The sequence below is a fragment of the Cryptosporangium sp. NPDC051539 genome, from assembly GCF_044454545.1.
Taxonomy (GTDB): domain Bacteria; phylum Actinomycetota; class Actinomycetes; order Mycobacteriales; family Cryptosporangiaceae; genus Cryptosporangium.
This window is the reverse complement of record NZ_JBITDV010000011.1, coordinates 331,167-346,767: the sequence shown is the minus strand read 5'-3', so window position 1 is coordinate 346,767 and position 15,601 is coordinate 331,167. Positions and strand designations below refer to the sequence as shown.

Genomic DNA, 15,601 nt, shown 5'->3' with positions numbered 1-15,601 from the left:
GGGTCGTGTACAGGAACGTGGCGAAGCTGAACAGGAAGAACAGCGCGTAGACCAGCGGAACGAGCCACCAGACCCCCGGCGCCAGCACCGCGACGACCACGGTCGCGATCGCGCTGAGAACGGCGGCCGCGCCCAGCCCGTACAACGCCCCCGGGGCGTCCACTCCGTAGTCCGCTCGTCCGGTCACGCGCGCACGGTAGCGCCGCGGGCGAGGTCAGTCAGCGAACTCCGGGAAGTCCGAGTCGCGGTACTCGTGCGCCCGGCGGCAGCCGGCGGATTCCCGGCGGCGCAGTTCGTCCCGGCGGACCCGGCCGGACACCGTCCGCGGCAGCGGCCCGAACTCCAGGCGGCGCACCCGCTGGTACGGCGGCAGGTGCGAGCGCGCGTACCCGAGGATCGCCCGCGCGGTCTCCCGGCCGGCCCGGTACCCGGCGGCCAGGTCGATGTAGGCCTTCGGCAGTGCGTCGGCGTCGTTCGACGCCGGTACGACCGCGGCCTCACCGACCGCCTCGTGCTCGACCAGCACGCCTTCCAGCTCGACCGGCGAGATCCGGTGGTCCGCGCTGGAGAACACGTCCTCCACCCGGCCGAGATACTTCAGATAGCCGAGCTCGTCCGCCACCGCCACGTCACCGGTGCGGTAGTACGGACCGGCCTGCGGCAGCGCCGGCCCGGCGTCCGCATAGTGCGCCATCAGGCCCAACGGACGCCGCGCCAGATCGAGGCAGATCTCGCCCTCCTCGCCCGGCGCGGCCGGGAGGCCGGTGACCGGATCGACGAGCACGACCGGGCAGCCCGGCAGCGGCCGGCCCATCGCGCCGAGCGTGACCGGACCGCCGGGTGAGTGCCCGACCAGCGCGGTCGTCTCGGTCTGGCCGTAACCCTCGCGGATCGTGAGCCCCCAGGCACGCCGGACGCGGTGCACCACGCCGGGGCTGATCGGCTCGCTGATCGTCACCAGTTCCCGCAGCGCGGGCAGACGTGAACGCCATCCCGCGAGGTCGGCGGCCGCGAGCGTCCGCCACGCCTTCGGCGGCGCGCACACCGTGCTGACCCGGTACTGCGCCATCAGCGCGAGCAGTGCCTCCGGCGTCGGCGGCGCGTCGGCACACACCAGGGCGCAGGCCGCCGCGTTCCACGGCGTGAACAGGTTGCCGCACAGGTGCTTGGCCCAGCCGGGCGACGACACGCTCAGGTGGACGTCACCGGGGCGCAGTCCGGCCCAGTACATCGTGGTCAGGTGCCCGACCGGGTACGACACGTGCGTGTGCACGATCGCCTTGGCCCAGCCGGTCGTGCCCGGCGTCACCAGCACGACCAGCGGGTCGTCCGCGCCGGTCGGCCCGTCCGGGACGAACACCCCGCTCTCCCGGCGGCAGTCGTCGTAGCGCCGCCAGCCGTCGACCGGGTCGCCGACCGCGATCCGGGTGAGCCCGTCGGCGGTGAGCTTCGCGGCCCGGTCGCTGCGTGCCACCACGTGCCGGACGCCGATCCGGTAGAGCCGCCCGCGCACGTCGGCCGGGGAGAGCAGCGGCGAGGTCGGCACGGCCACCGCGCCGAGTTTCATCAGCGCGAGCAGCGTTTCCCAGAGCTCGACCTGGTTGCCGAGCTGCACCAGCACCCGGTCGCCGCGCCGGACGCCCTGCGCGCGCAGCCAGACCGCGGCCTGGTTCGACCGCGCGGACAGCTCGGCGAACGTCCAGCCGGACTCGTTCCCGCGGCCGTCGACGATCCACAGCGCACGGTCGTCGGCGTGGTCGGCCGCGAGCACGGCGTCGAACCAGTGCAGGGCCCAGTTGAACTCGGTGAAACGCGGATGGACGAAGCGATTCGTGGCCAGGTTGAAGTCGGAGGCGGTGGCGAGCAGCAGGTCTCGGGCAGCGCGAAACGTCGACGTCGGGTCGGCCATGCTCCCCTCTCCGGCAACCAGGTGACCACCCAACGGGGGTCAGTCGGCGACAGCGTAAATCAGTAACTCGTTCTTTCGTGTCCCCCTTCGCGGTGGCATTTCTGCAATGCGGGGGAATACCCGCCCCCGGCGCACGTTCGTCCCGCGGAGTGGGCACGATGAGGGCATGACCGAAACGTCCTGGACCGGCCCCGAGGTAGCCGCGCTGCGGCACCGCACCGAAGTCTGGATCGCCGACGATCCCGATCCGGTCTCCCGCGCCGAGCTGCAGAACGTGCTGGCCGGCCTGCCGGCCACGGTGGACGACCTGGCCGACCGCTTCGCCGGGCCGCTCACGTTCGGGACGGCGGGCCTCCGCGGCCCGGTCCGGGCCGGGCCGAACGGCATGAACCGCGCGGTGGTGCGGGCCGCCGCGGCCGGTCTCTGTGCTCATCTGGACGATCGGGGAGCGGCCGGGCCGGTGGTCATCGGCTACGACGCCCGCCGCGGCAGCGCCGACTTCGCGGCCGAGACCGCGGCGGTCGTGACCGGCGCGGGGCGGGCGGCGCTGGTGCTGCCCCGGCCACTGCCGACGCCGGTGCTCGCGTACGCGGTACGGCGGCTGGAGGCGGCCGCCGGCGTGATGGTCACGGCCAGCCACAACCCGCCGGCGGACAACGGCTACAAGGTGTACCTCGCCGACGGCGGGCAGATCGTGCCACCGGCCGATCGGGAGATCGAGGCCAGGATCCGGGCCGTCGAAACGCTCGCCGCGGTGCCGCTCGGCACGGCGGCGCAGCAGGTCGACGAACGGCTGATCGACGAGTACATCGCGGCGACGGTGGCCGCGGTGATGGGTTCGGACGCGTCCCGGCGCGGCGCCCTGCGGGTGGCCTACACGCCGCTGCACGGGGTGGGCCGGGACGTGCTGGTGCGGGCGTTCGAGGCCGGCGGGTTCGCGGCCCCGGCGGTCGTGGAGTCGCAGGCCGAGCCGGACCCGGCGTTCCCGACGGTGGCGTTCCCGAACCCGGAGGAGCCCGGGGCGGTCGACGAACTGGTCGCGCTGGCGTCGTCGATCGGCGCCGACATCGCGATCGCCAACGACCCGGACGCCGACCGGTGCGCGGTGGCGGTCCCGTCGGCGGCCGGGTGGCGGCTGCTGCACGGCGACGAGGTCGGCGTGCTGCTCGCGGACGCGTTGCTGCGGCGGGGCGTCAAGGGCACGTACGCGACGACGATCGTGTCGTCGTCGCTGCTGAGCACGCTGGCACCGGCCCGTGGCGCGCGTGCCGCGGAGACGCTCACCGGGTTCAAGTGGATCGTCAGGGCCGCCGACGACCTGGCGTTCGGGTACGAGGAGGCGCTCGGGTACGCGGTCGCGCCGGACGTGGTGCGCGACAAGGACGGCATCGGCGCGGCGCTGGCAGTGGCAGACCTGGCCGCCTCGCTGAAAGCCGACGGCCGGACGCTCACCGATCGGCTCGACGAGCTGGCGGTGGAGTTCGGGCTGCACGCGACGTCACAGCTGTCGGTGCGGGTTTCCGATCCGGGAGAGATCACGGCGGCGATGGCGCGGATCCGGGCCGAGGTTCCGGCGACGCTGCTCGGGCGGGCGCTGACCGAGGTGCACGACCGGCTGCCGTCGGCGGACGTGCTGACGCTGCGTGCGCCGGGCGTCCGGGTGGTGGTGCGGCCGTCCGGGACGGAGCCGAAGCTCAAGGCGTACCTGGAGGTCGTCGAGCCGGTCTCAGCCGGGGTATCCGCCGCCCGGGCCGCGGCCGCCGACCACCTGACCGCGCTGCGGGCCGAAGTCGCTGCCGCCCTGGGACTGGACTGACCAGCTCGAGGCGGGCGGGGACGCCGGCACCGGGCGCGTGGCCGCGGCCCCGGCCGGCCAGGTCGTGATCGCCGGGGACGCGAGGCGCACCAGCGCCGCCGCGAACACCGCCACGGACGCCGGCTGGGCGACGAGCCCGGCCCAGTACACCGGCGGCGGATCGGTCTTCCCCACCAGCCGCAGGGCCTCGATCGACGAATACGTCTCGTAGCCGATCGCGAGCGTGGTGACGCCGATCGCCGCCAGGCAGAACGAGAACACCACGTACCGCCAGGCCCGGGCGTCCGCGCTGCGCCGCCGTACCCAGCGACACCAGCGCGAGCGTCCGGACGGCGACCGCCTGACGCTCGCCCGTCGCGGGGTCGACGAGTCGCGGCGGGGCGTGCTCCCAGACTGTGTTTGCGGCACGGGTCTTACACGGGGCGTACCCACACGAGGCTCACGCGGATTTGGCTCACACGGAGCCGAACTGGCGGTCACCCGCGTCGCCCAGACCGGGCACGATGTACGCCGAGTCGTTCAGCCGTTCGTCGATGCTCGCGGTGACCACCCGGATCGGCAGGTCGGCCTCCTCCAGGTGGCGCAGCCCCTCCGGGGCGGCCAGTGCGCAGATCACCGTGACGTCGGTGGCCCCGCGCTGGGTCAGCAGCCCGACGCAGTGGTGCAGCGATCCGCCGGTCGCCAGCATCGGGTCGAGCACGAACACCGGCCGCCCGGTGAGGTTCTCCGGCAGCGACTCCATGTACGCGCGGGGCTGGAACGTCTCCTCGTCACGGGCCAGCCCGACGAACCCCATCGACGCCTCGGGCAGCAGCCCGAACGCGGCCTCGGCCATCCCGAGCCCGGCCCGGAGCACCGGCACCAGCAGCGGCGGGTTACCCAGCCGGACGCCGGTGGTGCGCGCCACCGGCGTGTGGATCGGGAACTGCTCGATCTCGATCTCGCGGGTGGCCTCGTAGACCAGCATCAGCGTCAGCTCGCGGAGCGCCGCGCGGAAGACGGACGGCTCGGTGCGCGCGTCGCGCATCGTGGTGAGCCGGGCACTGGCAAGCGGATGATCCACGACAAGGGTCTGCACGTCCGCGACGGTACCGTCCCAGGTCAGCGCTACGCGGCGCGGATCCCGTTACGCGGGCCGGCGCTCGTGCCGCCGGCGGCTCGCCGGTAGACGGTGGCCCGCCGGTAGACGTCCTCGATCGCGGCGCCGTAAGCCTCCGGCGTGTGCCGCAGCGCGGCCGTGCGGCAGGCGACGGCGGTGCGGTGGGCCAGGCCCCGATCGGTGAGCACGGCCGCGATCGCAGCGGGGAAGCCGTCTCCGGGAGCGCAGACGGCGGCGCCGGCCAGGGGGCCGTGCGCGTGCAGCACGGAGTCGGCCAGCACGACCGGCAACCCCGCCAGCGCCGCTTCCTGCAACACCAGCCCCTGGGTGTCGGTCAGCGACGGGAACGCGAACACGTCCGCCGCCGCGTACGCCTCCGCCACCGAGGCCGCCGGAAGCTGGCCGGTGGTCACCACGCGATCGCTGAGGCCGTACGTCCGGAACAGGCCGTTCAGCCACCGCTGCTCGTAGATCGCGCCGACGAGCGCGACCCGCACCGCCGGGAGCGTGCGAGCGAGCACCGCGACGGCGGCGACCAGCCCCTCGACGTTCTTCTCCCGGTTGACCCGGCCGACGAACAGCACCAGCGGTGCGTCCGCCGGAATGCCGTGACGCGCGCGGAACGCCGGCCCGGCGTCCGCGGCGACCGGACGGGGTCCGACGCCGGTCGGTACCGCGACCACCTGGTCGGGAGCCACCGGCAGCGCCGAGCGCCGCAGCACGGCGCCGGTCGGCACCACGACGACGTCGGTGCCGCCGAGGAAGGCGGAGTTGGCCGCGTCCAGCAGGCCGCAGCGGGTCGCCGAGCGCTGTTCCGGACGCCAGGCCCCGGCCGCGCCGCGCACCACCCGCAGCCGGGGACCCGTCCGGGAGACCCCGAGGCGCCGCCGGTAGGCGCTCTCGATCAGCCGCATCACGGTCGTCGGGATCCGATACGCCTCCACGTAGGCGTGCAGGTCGGTGTGGTACGTCTGCACGAGCGGCAGACCGAGGCGCTGAGCAGCGAGAACACCGAGCAACCCGGCCGGGCCGGGTGTGTGGACGTGCACCAGGTCGGGGGCCGCCCCGGCCACCCGCGCCACCTGCCGGGCCCGCGGCCAGGTCGCCAGCCGCAGATCGGCCACGCCGCACGGCACCGACGGCAGCCCGACGACCGGGAACCCCACCGCCGCCGTGGCCGGGTAACCTGGCGTGAACAGCACGTTCTCGTGTCCCCGCGCGGCCAGCGCGCCGGCGAGCGTCCGGATCGACGTGATCACGCCGTCCCGGCGCGGCAGGAACGTGTCCGAGAAGTGGGCGACGCGCATGGGCCCCGACGGTAGAGCCGCGGGCGCCGCGGCAAGGCGCTCGAGCGACAGCCTTCACTGGCCATTCACGTGGAGACGTCGCTCGTTCACCGCACGCCCGCCCAGATGGCAAAAGTTGCCCTGACCGGGCCGGTAACGCGCTGCGTAGGATCGTCGTCATGTCAGTTACCGCCGTTCCCGATGTGGGGAAGTCCGAGACGTCGCTGCGCCGGTTCCTGCATGGTCTGTCCGGCGTCGACGAGGTCGGCGCGAAGGCTCGCGCCGCCCGCCTCGGCACCCGTTCGATCAAGACGTCCGCCAAGGCCTACGCGCTGGATCTGACGATCCGCATGATCGACCTGACCACGCTGGAGGGCGCCGACACACCGGGGAAGGTCAAGGCGCTCTGCGCCAAGGGCCTCCACCCGGGTGACGACGCTCCGCCGGTCGCCGCGATCTGCGTCTACGGAGACCGGGTTCCCGACGCCGTGGAGGCGCTGGCGGGGTCGAGCGTGCGGATCGCGGCCGTCGCCACCGCGTTCCCGTCCGGCCGGGCCCCGCGCGACGTGAAGCTCGCCGACACGAAAGCCGCGGTGGCCGCGGGCGCCGACGAGATCGACATGGTGATCGACCGGGGTGCGTTCCTCGCCGGGCACTACGGCCAGGTGTTCGAGGAGATCGTCGCGGTCAAGGAGGCGTGCGGCGACGCGCACCTCAAGGTGATCCTGGAGACCGGCGAACTCGTCACGTACGACAACGTGCGCCGGGCGTCCTGGCTGGCGATGCTGGCCGGGGCCGACTTCATCAAGACGTCCACCGGCAAGGTCTCCCCCGCGGCGACGCTGCCGGTGACGCTCGTGATGCTGGAGGCGTGCCGCGATTTCCGGTCCGCGCACGGGCGGCAGGTCGGCATGAAGCCGGCCGGCGGCATCCGCACCGCGAAGGACGCGATCAAGTACCTGGTGATGGTCAACGAGATCACCGGGCCCGACTGGCTCGACCCCGACTGGTTCCGGTTCGGCGCGTCCAGCCTGCTCAACGACGTCCTGCTGCAGCGCCGCAAGATGGCCACCGGCCACTACGCCGGCTCCGACTACGTCACCCTGGACTGAAGATGGTCTTCGAGTACGCGCCCGCGCCCGAGTCGCGCGGCATCGTCGCGCTCCGCGACTCCTACGGCCTGTTCATCGACGGTGAGTTCACCGACGGCGGCGGTGTCTTCAAGACCGTCAATCCGGCGGACGAAGAGGTGCTGGCCGAAGTCGCTTCGGCCGACGCTTCGGACGTCGACCGGGCGGTGGCCGCCGCTCGTCGAGCGTTCGATTCCTGGGGGTCGATGCCGGGTCGCGAACGAGGGAAGTACCTGTTCCGGATCGCCCGGCTGTTGCAGGAGCGGGCCCGCGAGTTCGCGGTGCTGGAGTCGCTCGACAACGGGAAGCCGATCCGCGAGTCGCGCGACATCGACCTGCCGCTGGTCGCAGCGCACTTCTTCTACTACGCCGGGTGGGCCGACAAGCTGCGCTACGCCGGTGTCGGAAGTGCTCCGCTGGGGGTGGCCGGGCAGGTCATCCCGTGGAACTTCCCGCTGCTGATGCTGGCCTGGAAGATCGCTCCGGCGCTGGCCACCGGCAACACCGTGGTGCTCAAGCCGGCCGAGACGACGCCGCTGACCGCGCTGCTGTTCGCCGAGGTGTGCCAGCAGGCCGATCTGCCGCCGGGCGTCGTGAACATCGTGACCGGGGCCGGGGAGACCGGCCGGGCGCTGGTTTCGCACCCCGGTATCAACAAGGTCGCGTTCACCGGGTCGACGGAGGTGGGCCGGGAGATCGCGCGTGCCGTCGCGGGGTCGCCGAAGCGGCTGACCCTGGAGCTCGGCGGCAAGGCCGCGAACATCGTCTTCGACGACGCGCCGGTCGACCAGGCGGTCGAGGGCATCGTCGACGGGATCTTCTTCAACCAGGGGCACGTCTGCTGCGCCGGTTCCCGTCTGCTGGTGCAGGAGTCGGTGGCGGACGAGGTGCTCGAGTCGTTGCGCCGACGCATGTCGACGCTGCGGGTCGGCGATCCGCTCGACAAGAACACGGACGTCGGGGCGATCAACTCGGCTGAGCAGCTTTCGAAGATCCGGGAGCTGTCCGACATCGGCGAGGCGGAAGGGGCGGAGCGGTGGTCGCCGCCGTGCTCGCTGCCTTCCCAGGGCTACTGGTTCCCGCCGACGGTGTTCACCGGCGTATCGCAGGCCCACCGGATCGCGCGCGAGGAGGTGTTCGGGCCGGTGCTCTCCGTGCTGACGTTCCGGACGCCCGCGGAGGCCGTTGAGAAGGCCAACAACACGCCGTACGGGCTTTCGGCCGGTATCTGGACCGAAAAGGGCTCCCGGATCCTCTGGATGGCCGACAAGCTGCGCGCGGGCGTGGTCTGGGCCAACACGTTCAACCAGTTCGACCCGGCATCGCCGTTCGGCGGCTACAAGGAGTCGGGTTACGGCCGCGAGGGTGGCCGCCACGGCCTGGAGGCCTACGTCAAATGAGCCAGCCCACCAACGACGGTGACGCCCGCCCCGAGGCGAAGCGAACCCCCCGGAAATCCCCGGCGAAGCGGGCCGCCACCGGCGCGACGCGGATCGGCCCGGCTCCGAAGCGGGCCCGGGCCGCCAAACGCACGGTTGCTCCGGCGGCAGCCGCGCCGGTCGCCGTGACGCCCGCGAAGGCGTCGGCGCGCAAGACGACGGCGAAGGCGTCGGCGCGCGAGACGACGGCCGCTCCGGCGAGGGCGACCGCTTCGGACGTCGCGGCCGGGGCCGGGCGGCTGAGCGTCCGGAAGACCTACAAGCTGTACATCGGCGGGGCGTTCCCCCGCAGCGAGTCGGGCCGCACGTTCGCGGCGACCGACGCGGAGGGGGCGTTCGTGGCGAACGTGGCGCGGGCATCCCGGAAGGACGTCCGGGACGCGGTCGTCGCGGCGGCCAAGGCGTCCGCAGGCTGGGCGGCGCGGACGCCCTACAACCGCGGTCAGATCCTCTACCGGGCCGCCGAGATGATGGAGGCGCGCCGGTCCGAGTTCGGCCTGCCGCTCGACGAAGTGGACGCGGCCGTCGACCGGTTCGTCTGGTACGCGGGCTGGGCCGACAAGTACGCCCAGGTCGTCGGGGCCACGAACCCGGTGTCCGGGCCGTACCTGAACCTCTCGACGCCGGAGCCGACCGGTGTGGTGGGTGTGCTCGCCCCGGCGGGGGCGCCGCTGCTCGGGCTGGTGAGCGTGATCGCGCCGGTGATCACGACCGGCAACACCTGCGTGGTGGTGGCGACCGACCCGGTCGCGGCGATCACGCTGGCCGAGGTGCTGGCCACGTCCGACCTGCCGGGCGGCGTCGTCAACGTCCTGACCGGCCAGGTCGCGGAGCTGGGCTCGTGGCTGGCGTCCCACGAAGAGGTCCGGGGAATCGACCTGACCGGCGCGTCAGCCGACCAAGCAGTCGAGTGGGAGCGCGAGGCGGCGTCCAACCTCAAACGAGTCCGTCGCCCCGAGCCCGAAGAAGACTTCACCGCCGAGCCCCCGCTGAGCCGAATGACCACCTTCGTAGAAACCAAAACCGTCTGGCACCCCACCGGCCTCTGAGCCCGCCGCACGCCCGCAGACCGCCGCAGCACACGGGCCACCGCAGCGCGGGCCACCGCAGCGCGGGCCACCGCAGCGCGGGCCACCGCAGCGCGGGCCACCGCAGCGCGGGCCACCGCAGCGCGGGCCACCGCAGGCGCAGTCCTAACCTGGAGCCCGGTCAGGGCGGCGCTGACAGTCGAGCGCGCCGACGCCGCGACATAAGGGCCCCGTCTCAAGGAGGCGCGCTCGCCTGTCAGCGTCGTCCTGACCGGGCCGCCCACAAACAAAAAACCGACGCGGTGGGACGGGGGGCCAATGCCGGCCTCGTCCCACCGCGTTTTGGCTGCGTCCGGCGCCCGGGGGGTCGGCGTCGGCTCGCTGGTGTCTGACAACTGAACGTTACGATGGCACGCTGACCAGCGGGAAGCCCCTTGAGGTTTCGTTAAGGTCTGTCTGATCGGGAGTTAACCCGCGTCTTCCGCATCGCCCGCAGCGCCCCTACCGCGCGATGTAGCGGGCGGTAATCACCAGCCCCACGAGGCGCATCAGGCCACGGCTCGTCCCGCTCGGCACCCAGCCCCCCGCCGCGGGTCATGTTCCGGAACACCGCCGGGTCGAGCATCGCCAGATCCACCCGGATCCGCGCACCCCCCATCGGGCTGGTGTCGATCCGGATCGATCCCCCGGCCGTTTCCGCGACCCGCCGCACGATGTCGAGCCCGAGTCCGGTCGACCCGCCGCCGCTGTTGCCGCGCCGCACCGCCATCCGCGGATGCTTGATGCCGGTACCGGCGTCCTCGACCACCAACGCGGCCACCGGCCCCCGCAGCACGAGCACGCTGACCGCGAACGCCACTCCGGGTGCGGTGTGCCGGAACACATTGCCGAGCAAAACGTCCACGATCGAGACCAGCTCGGTCCGCGACACCGCCACCGGAACCCGCCGCCCGACCCCGGCCAGCCGGAAATCGCGCCCCTCGTCCTCGGCCAGCGCACCCCAGAAATCCACCCGCTCGGCCACGACCTCGGCGAGATCGCACCACTCCGGCCCGCGCTCCGACAACGGCCGGCGCGCGGTCTGGATGATGATGTCGACCTCGCGCTCCAGCGTCGCCACGGCCTCCCGCATGCGGGCCGCGTCCACGCCGTCGTCGAGCGCCTCGGCGTCGAGCCGGAGGGCGGTCAGCGGCGTCCGCAGGCGGTGCGAGAGGTCGGCCGCGAGCTCACGCTCCGCATCGAGCGTCGCGACGACCCGGTCGGCCATCGTGTTGAACGAGAATCCCGCTTCCGAGAGTTCCCGCGGACCGGACGGTTCGACCCTCGCGTCCAGGTTTCCGTCACCGAACGCACGCGCGACCGCCGCCAGGTTGCGGGTCGCGCCGACGACTTTCGCGGCCAGCCGGTCGGCCACCACCACCGATCCGACGACCAGCCCGATGGCGACGACGATCAGCGCGATCGAGGCACCGGCCACCCCCCGGCTGAGCGACGCCGCCGGTACGAACACCTCGATCACCGCGGTGTTGTCACCGGACTGCGTTCGCAGGAGCGTGGTCGGCTTCAGGTAGACCACGCCACCGTCGACGCTCGCCGTGATCGGCTGCTCACCGTTGGTGCGCACGAGCTTGATGTCGGACGGCTTGGCCCGGGTCGTGCCGATCGTGGGCTCGCCGGAGACGTGGATCGCCAGCCCGTCCTGATTCCACGCCGGGATCGTCAGGACCGCCTTCTCGATCCCGTGCGTGTCGTCGGTGGCCGCCAGCACGGCGACCGCCGCGTCGGCCTGACGCTGGGCGTCGGTGACGGCCCGGTCGCGCGCGATCTGGTGCACCACGAGCAGCAACGGCACGACGAAGGCGAGCGACACCATCGACGTGGTCGCCAGTGCGACCAGTGCGAGCGCACGTCTCATCGGCGGCCTGACCTCACGACGTGGGATCCACGAGCTTCACCCCGACCCCGCGGACGGTCCGAAGATACCGCGGCGCGGCCGCCGTTTCCCCGAGCTTCCGTCGTAACCAGGAGAGGTGGACGTCGATCGTCTGGTCACCACCGACGGCCGGTTGACGCCAGACGGCCTCGACGAGCTCGCGGCGGCTCACCACGGTGCCGGGCCGGGCGGCCAGGTAGGCCAGCAGGTCGAACTCGCGGCGCGCCAGGTCGAGCGCCGTCCCGTCCAGCACGGCCTCGCGCCGGTTCAGATCGATGCGGAGCCCGCCGACGGTCAGCGTCGGGTCGCGCCGGACCTCGCCCGGGCTGCTGCGCCGGAGTACCGCGGTCATCCGCGCGGTGAGGTGCTCGAACGAGAACGGTTTCACCAGGTAGTCGTCGGCACCCGAGTTGAGCAGCCGAACGATTTCCCGCTCGTTGTCACGGGCAGTTGCCACGACTACCGGAACGTCACAAACGCCACGCAACATGCGCAATGCGTCCGCACCGTCCAAGTCGGGTAGTCCCAGGTCGAGAATTACTACGTCGGGACGAGCGGACGTGACTTCGCGCAGTGCATCCAAGGCGGTCCCCACCGCGCGGACGACATGGCCCGCTTTTGACAGAGAACGTACAAGGGCACTACGGATCGTGGGGTCGTCCTCGACGAGCAACACGGTCGGCATGTCCGGCACGGTAGCCCGATGGAAGGATGGACGGTATGCCTCGTGCGGTACGGCTCACCTTACTGTGGCTCGGGACGACAGCCTTGGCGGTGACCGTTTCGTGGTTTGGCGTTCGACTCGTCCTATATGCAGCCGTGCCAGATGGGCCGAAACCACTCTCCGTGAGGGAATTAGAAAATGCTTCCCCGCGAGCCGGTCCTCCACCGGCCGGAGGGACGACGCATAGCCCCACTCCGGCGCCGTCCGTGCAGACGAGTGACGATTCGAACCCGGTGCTGCAGTCGTGGACCGACGACCAAGGGGTCCTCAATTACCTCACCACCGTGCCGACCGATGGCGGTTGGGCGAAGATCCAGTGGAATCGGGGCGAGGTCACGGTCCTGGATTCGCTCCCGTCGACCGGTTACGAGTCACGTGTCACCCGTCGGAACGCGACCCGGATCCAGATCACGTTCGTCTCGGGCGGGAAGACGTCGCAGATCACCGCATGGTGGGACAACGATCAGCCCAAGCTCGACGTGAACAACGGCGACGGGTGAGGCGCCCACCACGGTGCAGCGGCGCGGCCCTAAGGTAGACGGGGACGAATCGGCCGCACTTTGGAGGACCCGTGGCGGGCAGGCACCCGGAGGACGTCGAGACCTCCGGTGACGAGATCCTCGACGAGGACGTCGTGAACGACGAGGCCGAAGAGGCCGAGGAGTCCGACGACGTCGAGGAGTCCGACGGCGAGCGGTCGGAGAAGGTCGCCCGGTACTGGGAGGCCCTCGGGATCGACCCGGTCGAGATCGCGCTGCCGCGCGGCGGCGTCGGGCTGACCCTCCGCGAGTACCGCGTGGTCGAGGAAGACCCGGACACGGTCGATCCGGACGTGGTCGACGACGAGGAACTCGAGGCCGAGGCACTGGCCGCGGAACCCGAGGACGAGGAAGCCGCCCGCGCCGCGGCCGCCGTCGACGACGACGACAACGACGAGGACTCCCCGCGCGCGAGCGCGGACGACGACCTCGACGAGGACGACGACGACCGCCCCGGGCGCACCGCCTCGGACAAGGCCGCCGGTCGTCGGTTCACGCCGCTGGGCGACGACGACGCCGACGAACTCGACGACCCGGCCGCGTTCGACGACGACGAGGACGAGGACGAGGACGAGGAAGCCCCCGCAGGGCGGGCTCGCGTCGCGGCCGGCGAGGAAGAAGCCGTCTTCCTCGCCACCGACAACACCCTCCACCTCTTCCGCGACGCCGACTCCCTGGTCGCGTTCGTCAAGTCGCCGGCCGCCCACGACCTGACCACCAGCGAGAACTGGGCCGAGCTGGTCGAGACGCTCACCGCCGACCTGGTCGTCCCTGACGACGAAGACCGCTACGAACTCGACCTGGTCGTCGAGAACCTGCGTGGCGGCCGCGACGTCTGGGAGAGCGACCTGATCATCGGCGCCGGCGAGATCGCCCGCGACCTGGCCTACGCGCTGGAGCTCACCGAGGTCGAGAGCATGCTCTCGAGCGGATCGCCGCTCGACGAACTCGACGAAGCGATCCGGGCGAAGGGATTCTTCGGCCGCCGCAAGCTCCGCAAGATCGGCCCCGAGCAGGCCGCGCTGGGCTGGCGGAGCGTGATCGGCCGGATCTCCTCCGCCGTCGAGTGGCACGACTGACCCGTTGACGGCCGCGGCGACCGGCCGGCGGCGTCCGATGGGACCGCTGGCCGAGCTGATCGAGGCGGACGACCCGGCGGCGCTGCGGGCCGAGATCGTGCGGCGCGCGCTGCCGGGCGTCGAAGACGTCGTGCCCGGGGCGCGGACCGTACTCGTGCGGTGGACTCCCGGCGCTGCTCCGGACCTGAGCTGGGTGATGTCCTGGCGCCCGGACCAGGCCTCGGACGGCACCGGCCGCGAGGTCACGATCGAGGTCCACTACAACGGCCCCGATCTGGACGACGTCGCCGCGCGCGCCGGTGTCGGCCGCGACCGGATCGTCGAGCTGCACACCGGCGCGGTCTATACGGTCGCGTTCACCGGGTTCGCGCCGGGTTTCGGGTACCTCACCGGGCTGCCGGAGCTCCTCCGGGTGCCTCGGCGCGATTCGCCGCGGACCCGGGTACCGGCCGGTGCGGTCGGGCTCGCCGGGGAGTTCACCGGTGTGTATCCACGGCCGTCGCCGGGAGGCTGGCAACTGATCGGTCGCACCGACCGGACGCTCTGGGATCCGGCCGCGGACCCGCCCGCGCTGCTCACGCCGGGCGACCGGGTGCGGTTCGTACGATGCTGACCGTCCGATCGGCCGGACCGCTGACGACCGTGCAGGACCACGGCCGCCCGGGATGGGCTCACCTCGGTGTGCCGCGCTCCGGCGCGATGGACCGTCCCGCGCTCGCGCGCGCGAACGCGCTCGTCGGCAATCCGCCGACGGCTGCGGCGCTCGAGGTGACGCTCGGCGGCCTGGTCGCGGTTTGTGATGCGGACGCCGTGGTGGCGGTCAGTGGGGCCCGCTGTCCGCTGTCGATCGACGGTGTACCCGCACCACACGGTGCCGCGGTATCCGTACCCGCCGGCACCGTCCTGCGACTGAACACCGCCCGGAGCGGGGTGCGCGCGTACCTGGCGGTGGCCGGTGGCTTCGCGGTGCCCCCGGTGCTGGGCAGCCGCAGCACCGACACCCTCTCCGGCCTCGGACCCCCGCGCGTCGCCGACGGCGACCGCCTGCCGATCGGCACCGCGACGCTCCACCTCGCGGACCCCGGCCACGCCCCGGCCGCCCCCGACCCCGACGGGGCCACCGATCCCGACGGGGCAGCCGCAGGCGGGGCGGAGCTCGACCTCGACGGCGTCGCGGCCGGGTTCGCCGCGCGAGCGGTGGTCGAGCCGGTGATTCCGGCCGTGCCGGTGCTCCGGGTCCACCCCGGGCCCCGGGAAGACTGGTTCTCGCCCTCGGCGCTCGACGCGCTCTACTCGGCGGCCTGGACCGTCACTCCGGAGAGCGACCGAGTCGGTGCGCGGCTGGACGGGCCTCCGCTCCCCCGCACCACGGACGGTGAGCTCCCGAGCGAGGGAATGGTCGCCGGCGCGCTACAGGTACCTCCGTCGGGGCCGGTTCTGTTCCTCGCCGATCATCCGGTCACCGGAGGCTATCCAGTCATCGGAGTGGTCAATCCCGACGATCTATGGCTAGCCGCCCAAGTGCTGCCCGGAACAACATTGCGGCTGCGACGCGCCGATGTCGCGTGAGCCGATAGGGCTCTTCATACGTGAGTGAGCCGAGAACGCCACGATTTCAT

General features: G+C 72.4%; 14 protein-coding genes. 8 read left to right on the top strand and 6 right to left on the bottom strand.

The genetic code is table 11. The features are described 5' to 3' along the window. Positions 1 to 214: 214 nt before the first annotated feature. Positions 215 to 1,909 carry an AMP-binding protein gene (locus ACIBZJ_RS31930; protein WP_395936204.1) on the bottom strand — a complete coding sequence of 565 codons (1,695 nt, stop codon included), beginning with the start codon at positions 1,907 to 1,909 and terminating at the stop codon, positions 215 to 217. Positions 1,910 to 2,075: 166 nt separating this feature from the next. On the opposite strand from ACIBZJ_RS31930, the gene ACIBZJ_RS31925 reads away from it, so the two are divergent. Next, positions 2,076 to 3,725: a phospho-sugar mutase gene (locus tag ACIBZJ_RS31925; protein WP_395936202.1), complete on the top strand. Its 1,650-nt coding sequence runs from the start codon at positions 2,076 to 2,078 to the stop codon at positions 3,723 to 3,725. Here ACIBZJ_RS31925 and ACIBZJ_RS31920 read toward each other — a convergent pair. The 3 genes from ACIBZJ_RS31920 to ACIBZJ_RS31910 form a co-directional block, all read right to left on the bottom strand. Continuing rightward, the gene (locus tag ACIBZJ_RS31920) at positions 3,636 to 4,133 is read right to left on the bottom strand and encodes a hypothetical protein (RefSeq protein ID WP_395936200.1); all 498 of its coding nucleotides are present in this window, start codon (positions 4,131 to 4,133) and stop codon (positions 3,636 to 3,638) included. The two genes, ACIBZJ_RS31925 and ACIBZJ_RS31920, sit on opposite strands and share 90 nt — an antisense overlap. A 46-nt stretch (positions 4,134 to 4,179) precedes the next feature. After that, complete coding sequence (upp, locus tag ACIBZJ_RS31915) at positions 4,180 to 4,752, bottom strand: uracil phosphoribosyltransferase (protein WP_395936310.1); 573 nt, start codon at positions 4,750 to 4,752, stop codon at positions 4,180 to 4,182. An 80-nt stretch (positions 4,753 to 4,832) separates the two neighbouring features. Then, complete coding sequence (locus ACIBZJ_RS31910) at positions 4,833 to 6,131, bottom strand: glycosyltransferase (protein ID WP_395936198.1); 1,299 nt, start codon at positions 6,129 to 6,131, stop codon at positions 4,833 to 4,835. A 158-nt stretch (positions 6,132 to 6,289) separates the two neighbouring features. Between ACIBZJ_RS31910 and deoC the strand changes: the two genes are divergently transcribed. From deoC to ACIBZJ_RS31895, 3 genes are all read left to right on the top strand, one after another. Further along, positions 6,290 to 7,222, top strand: a complete 933-nt coding sequence (deoC, locus tag ACIBZJ_RS31905) for a deoxyribose-phosphate aldolase (RefSeq protein WP_395936196.1) — start codon at positions 6,290 to 6,292, stop codon at positions 7,220 to 7,222. Between the two features lie 2 nt (positions 7,223 to 7,224). After that, on the top strand, positions 7,225 to 8,640 hold the full coding sequence (locus tag ACIBZJ_RS31900) for an aldehyde dehydrogenase family protein (RefSeq protein WP_395936194.1): 1,416 nt from the start codon (positions 7,225 to 7,227) through the stop codon (positions 8,638 to 8,640). A gap of 164 nt (positions 8,641 to 8,804) precedes the next feature. Beyond that, entirely contained in the window at positions 8,805 to 9,728 is a 924-nt protein-coding gene (locus ACIBZJ_RS31895) for an aldehyde dehydrogenase family protein (RefSeq protein ID WP_395936308.1), read from the top strand. 424 nt (positions 9,729 to 10,152) lie between these two features. Here the strand turns inward: ACIBZJ_RS31895 and ACIBZJ_RS31890 are convergent, their stop codons facing one another. After that, positions 10,153 to 11,622, bottom strand: coding sequence for an ATP-binding protein (locus ACIBZJ_RS31890; RefSeq protein ID WP_395936192.1), 1,470 nt, complete (start codon positions 11,620 to 11,622; stop codon positions 10,153 to 10,155). A 13-nt stretch (positions 11,623 to 11,635) separates the two neighbouring features. Then, entirely contained in the window at positions 11,636 to 12,325 is a 690-nt protein-coding gene (locus ACIBZJ_RS31885; protein WP_395936190.1) for a response regulator transcription factor, read from the bottom strand. A 245-nt stretch (positions 12,326 to 12,570) separates the two neighbouring features. Here ACIBZJ_RS31885 and ACIBZJ_RS31880 point away from each other — a divergent pair, with 245 nt between their 5' ends. The 4 genes from ACIBZJ_RS31880 to ACIBZJ_RS31865 all read left to right on the top strand — a co-directional run bounded on the left by ACIBZJ_RS31880 (position 12,571) and on the right by ACIBZJ_RS31865 (position 15,551). After that, positions 12,571 to 12,864 carry a hypothetical protein gene (locus ACIBZJ_RS31880; RefSeq protein ID WP_395936188.1) on the top strand — a complete coding sequence of 98 codons (294 nt, stop codon included), beginning with the start codon at positions 12,571 to 12,573 and terminating at the stop codon, positions 12,862 to 12,864. A gap of 71 nt (positions 12,865 to 12,935) precedes the next feature. Continuing rightward, positions 12,936 to 13,982, top strand: a complete 1,047-nt coding sequence (locus tag ACIBZJ_RS31875; protein ID WP_395936186.1) for a DNA primase — start codon at positions 12,936 to 12,938, stop codon at positions 13,980 to 13,982. A 37-nt stretch (positions 13,983 to 14,019) separates the two neighbouring features. Beyond that, complete coding sequence (pxpB, locus tag ACIBZJ_RS31870; RefSeq protein WP_395936306.1) at positions 14,020 to 14,595, top strand: 5-oxoprolinase subunit PxpB; 576 nt, start codon at positions 14,020 to 14,022, stop codon at positions 14,593 to 14,595. Beyond that, positions 14,589 to 15,551, top strand: coding sequence for a biotin-dependent carboxyltransferase family protein (locus tag ACIBZJ_RS31865; RefSeq protein WP_395936184.1), 963 nt, complete (start codon positions 14,589 to 14,591; stop codon positions 15,549 to 15,551). The genes pxpB and ACIBZJ_RS31865 overlap by 7 nt, the downstream gene beginning before the upstream one ends. Positions 15,552 to 15,601: the final 50 nt, after the last annotated feature.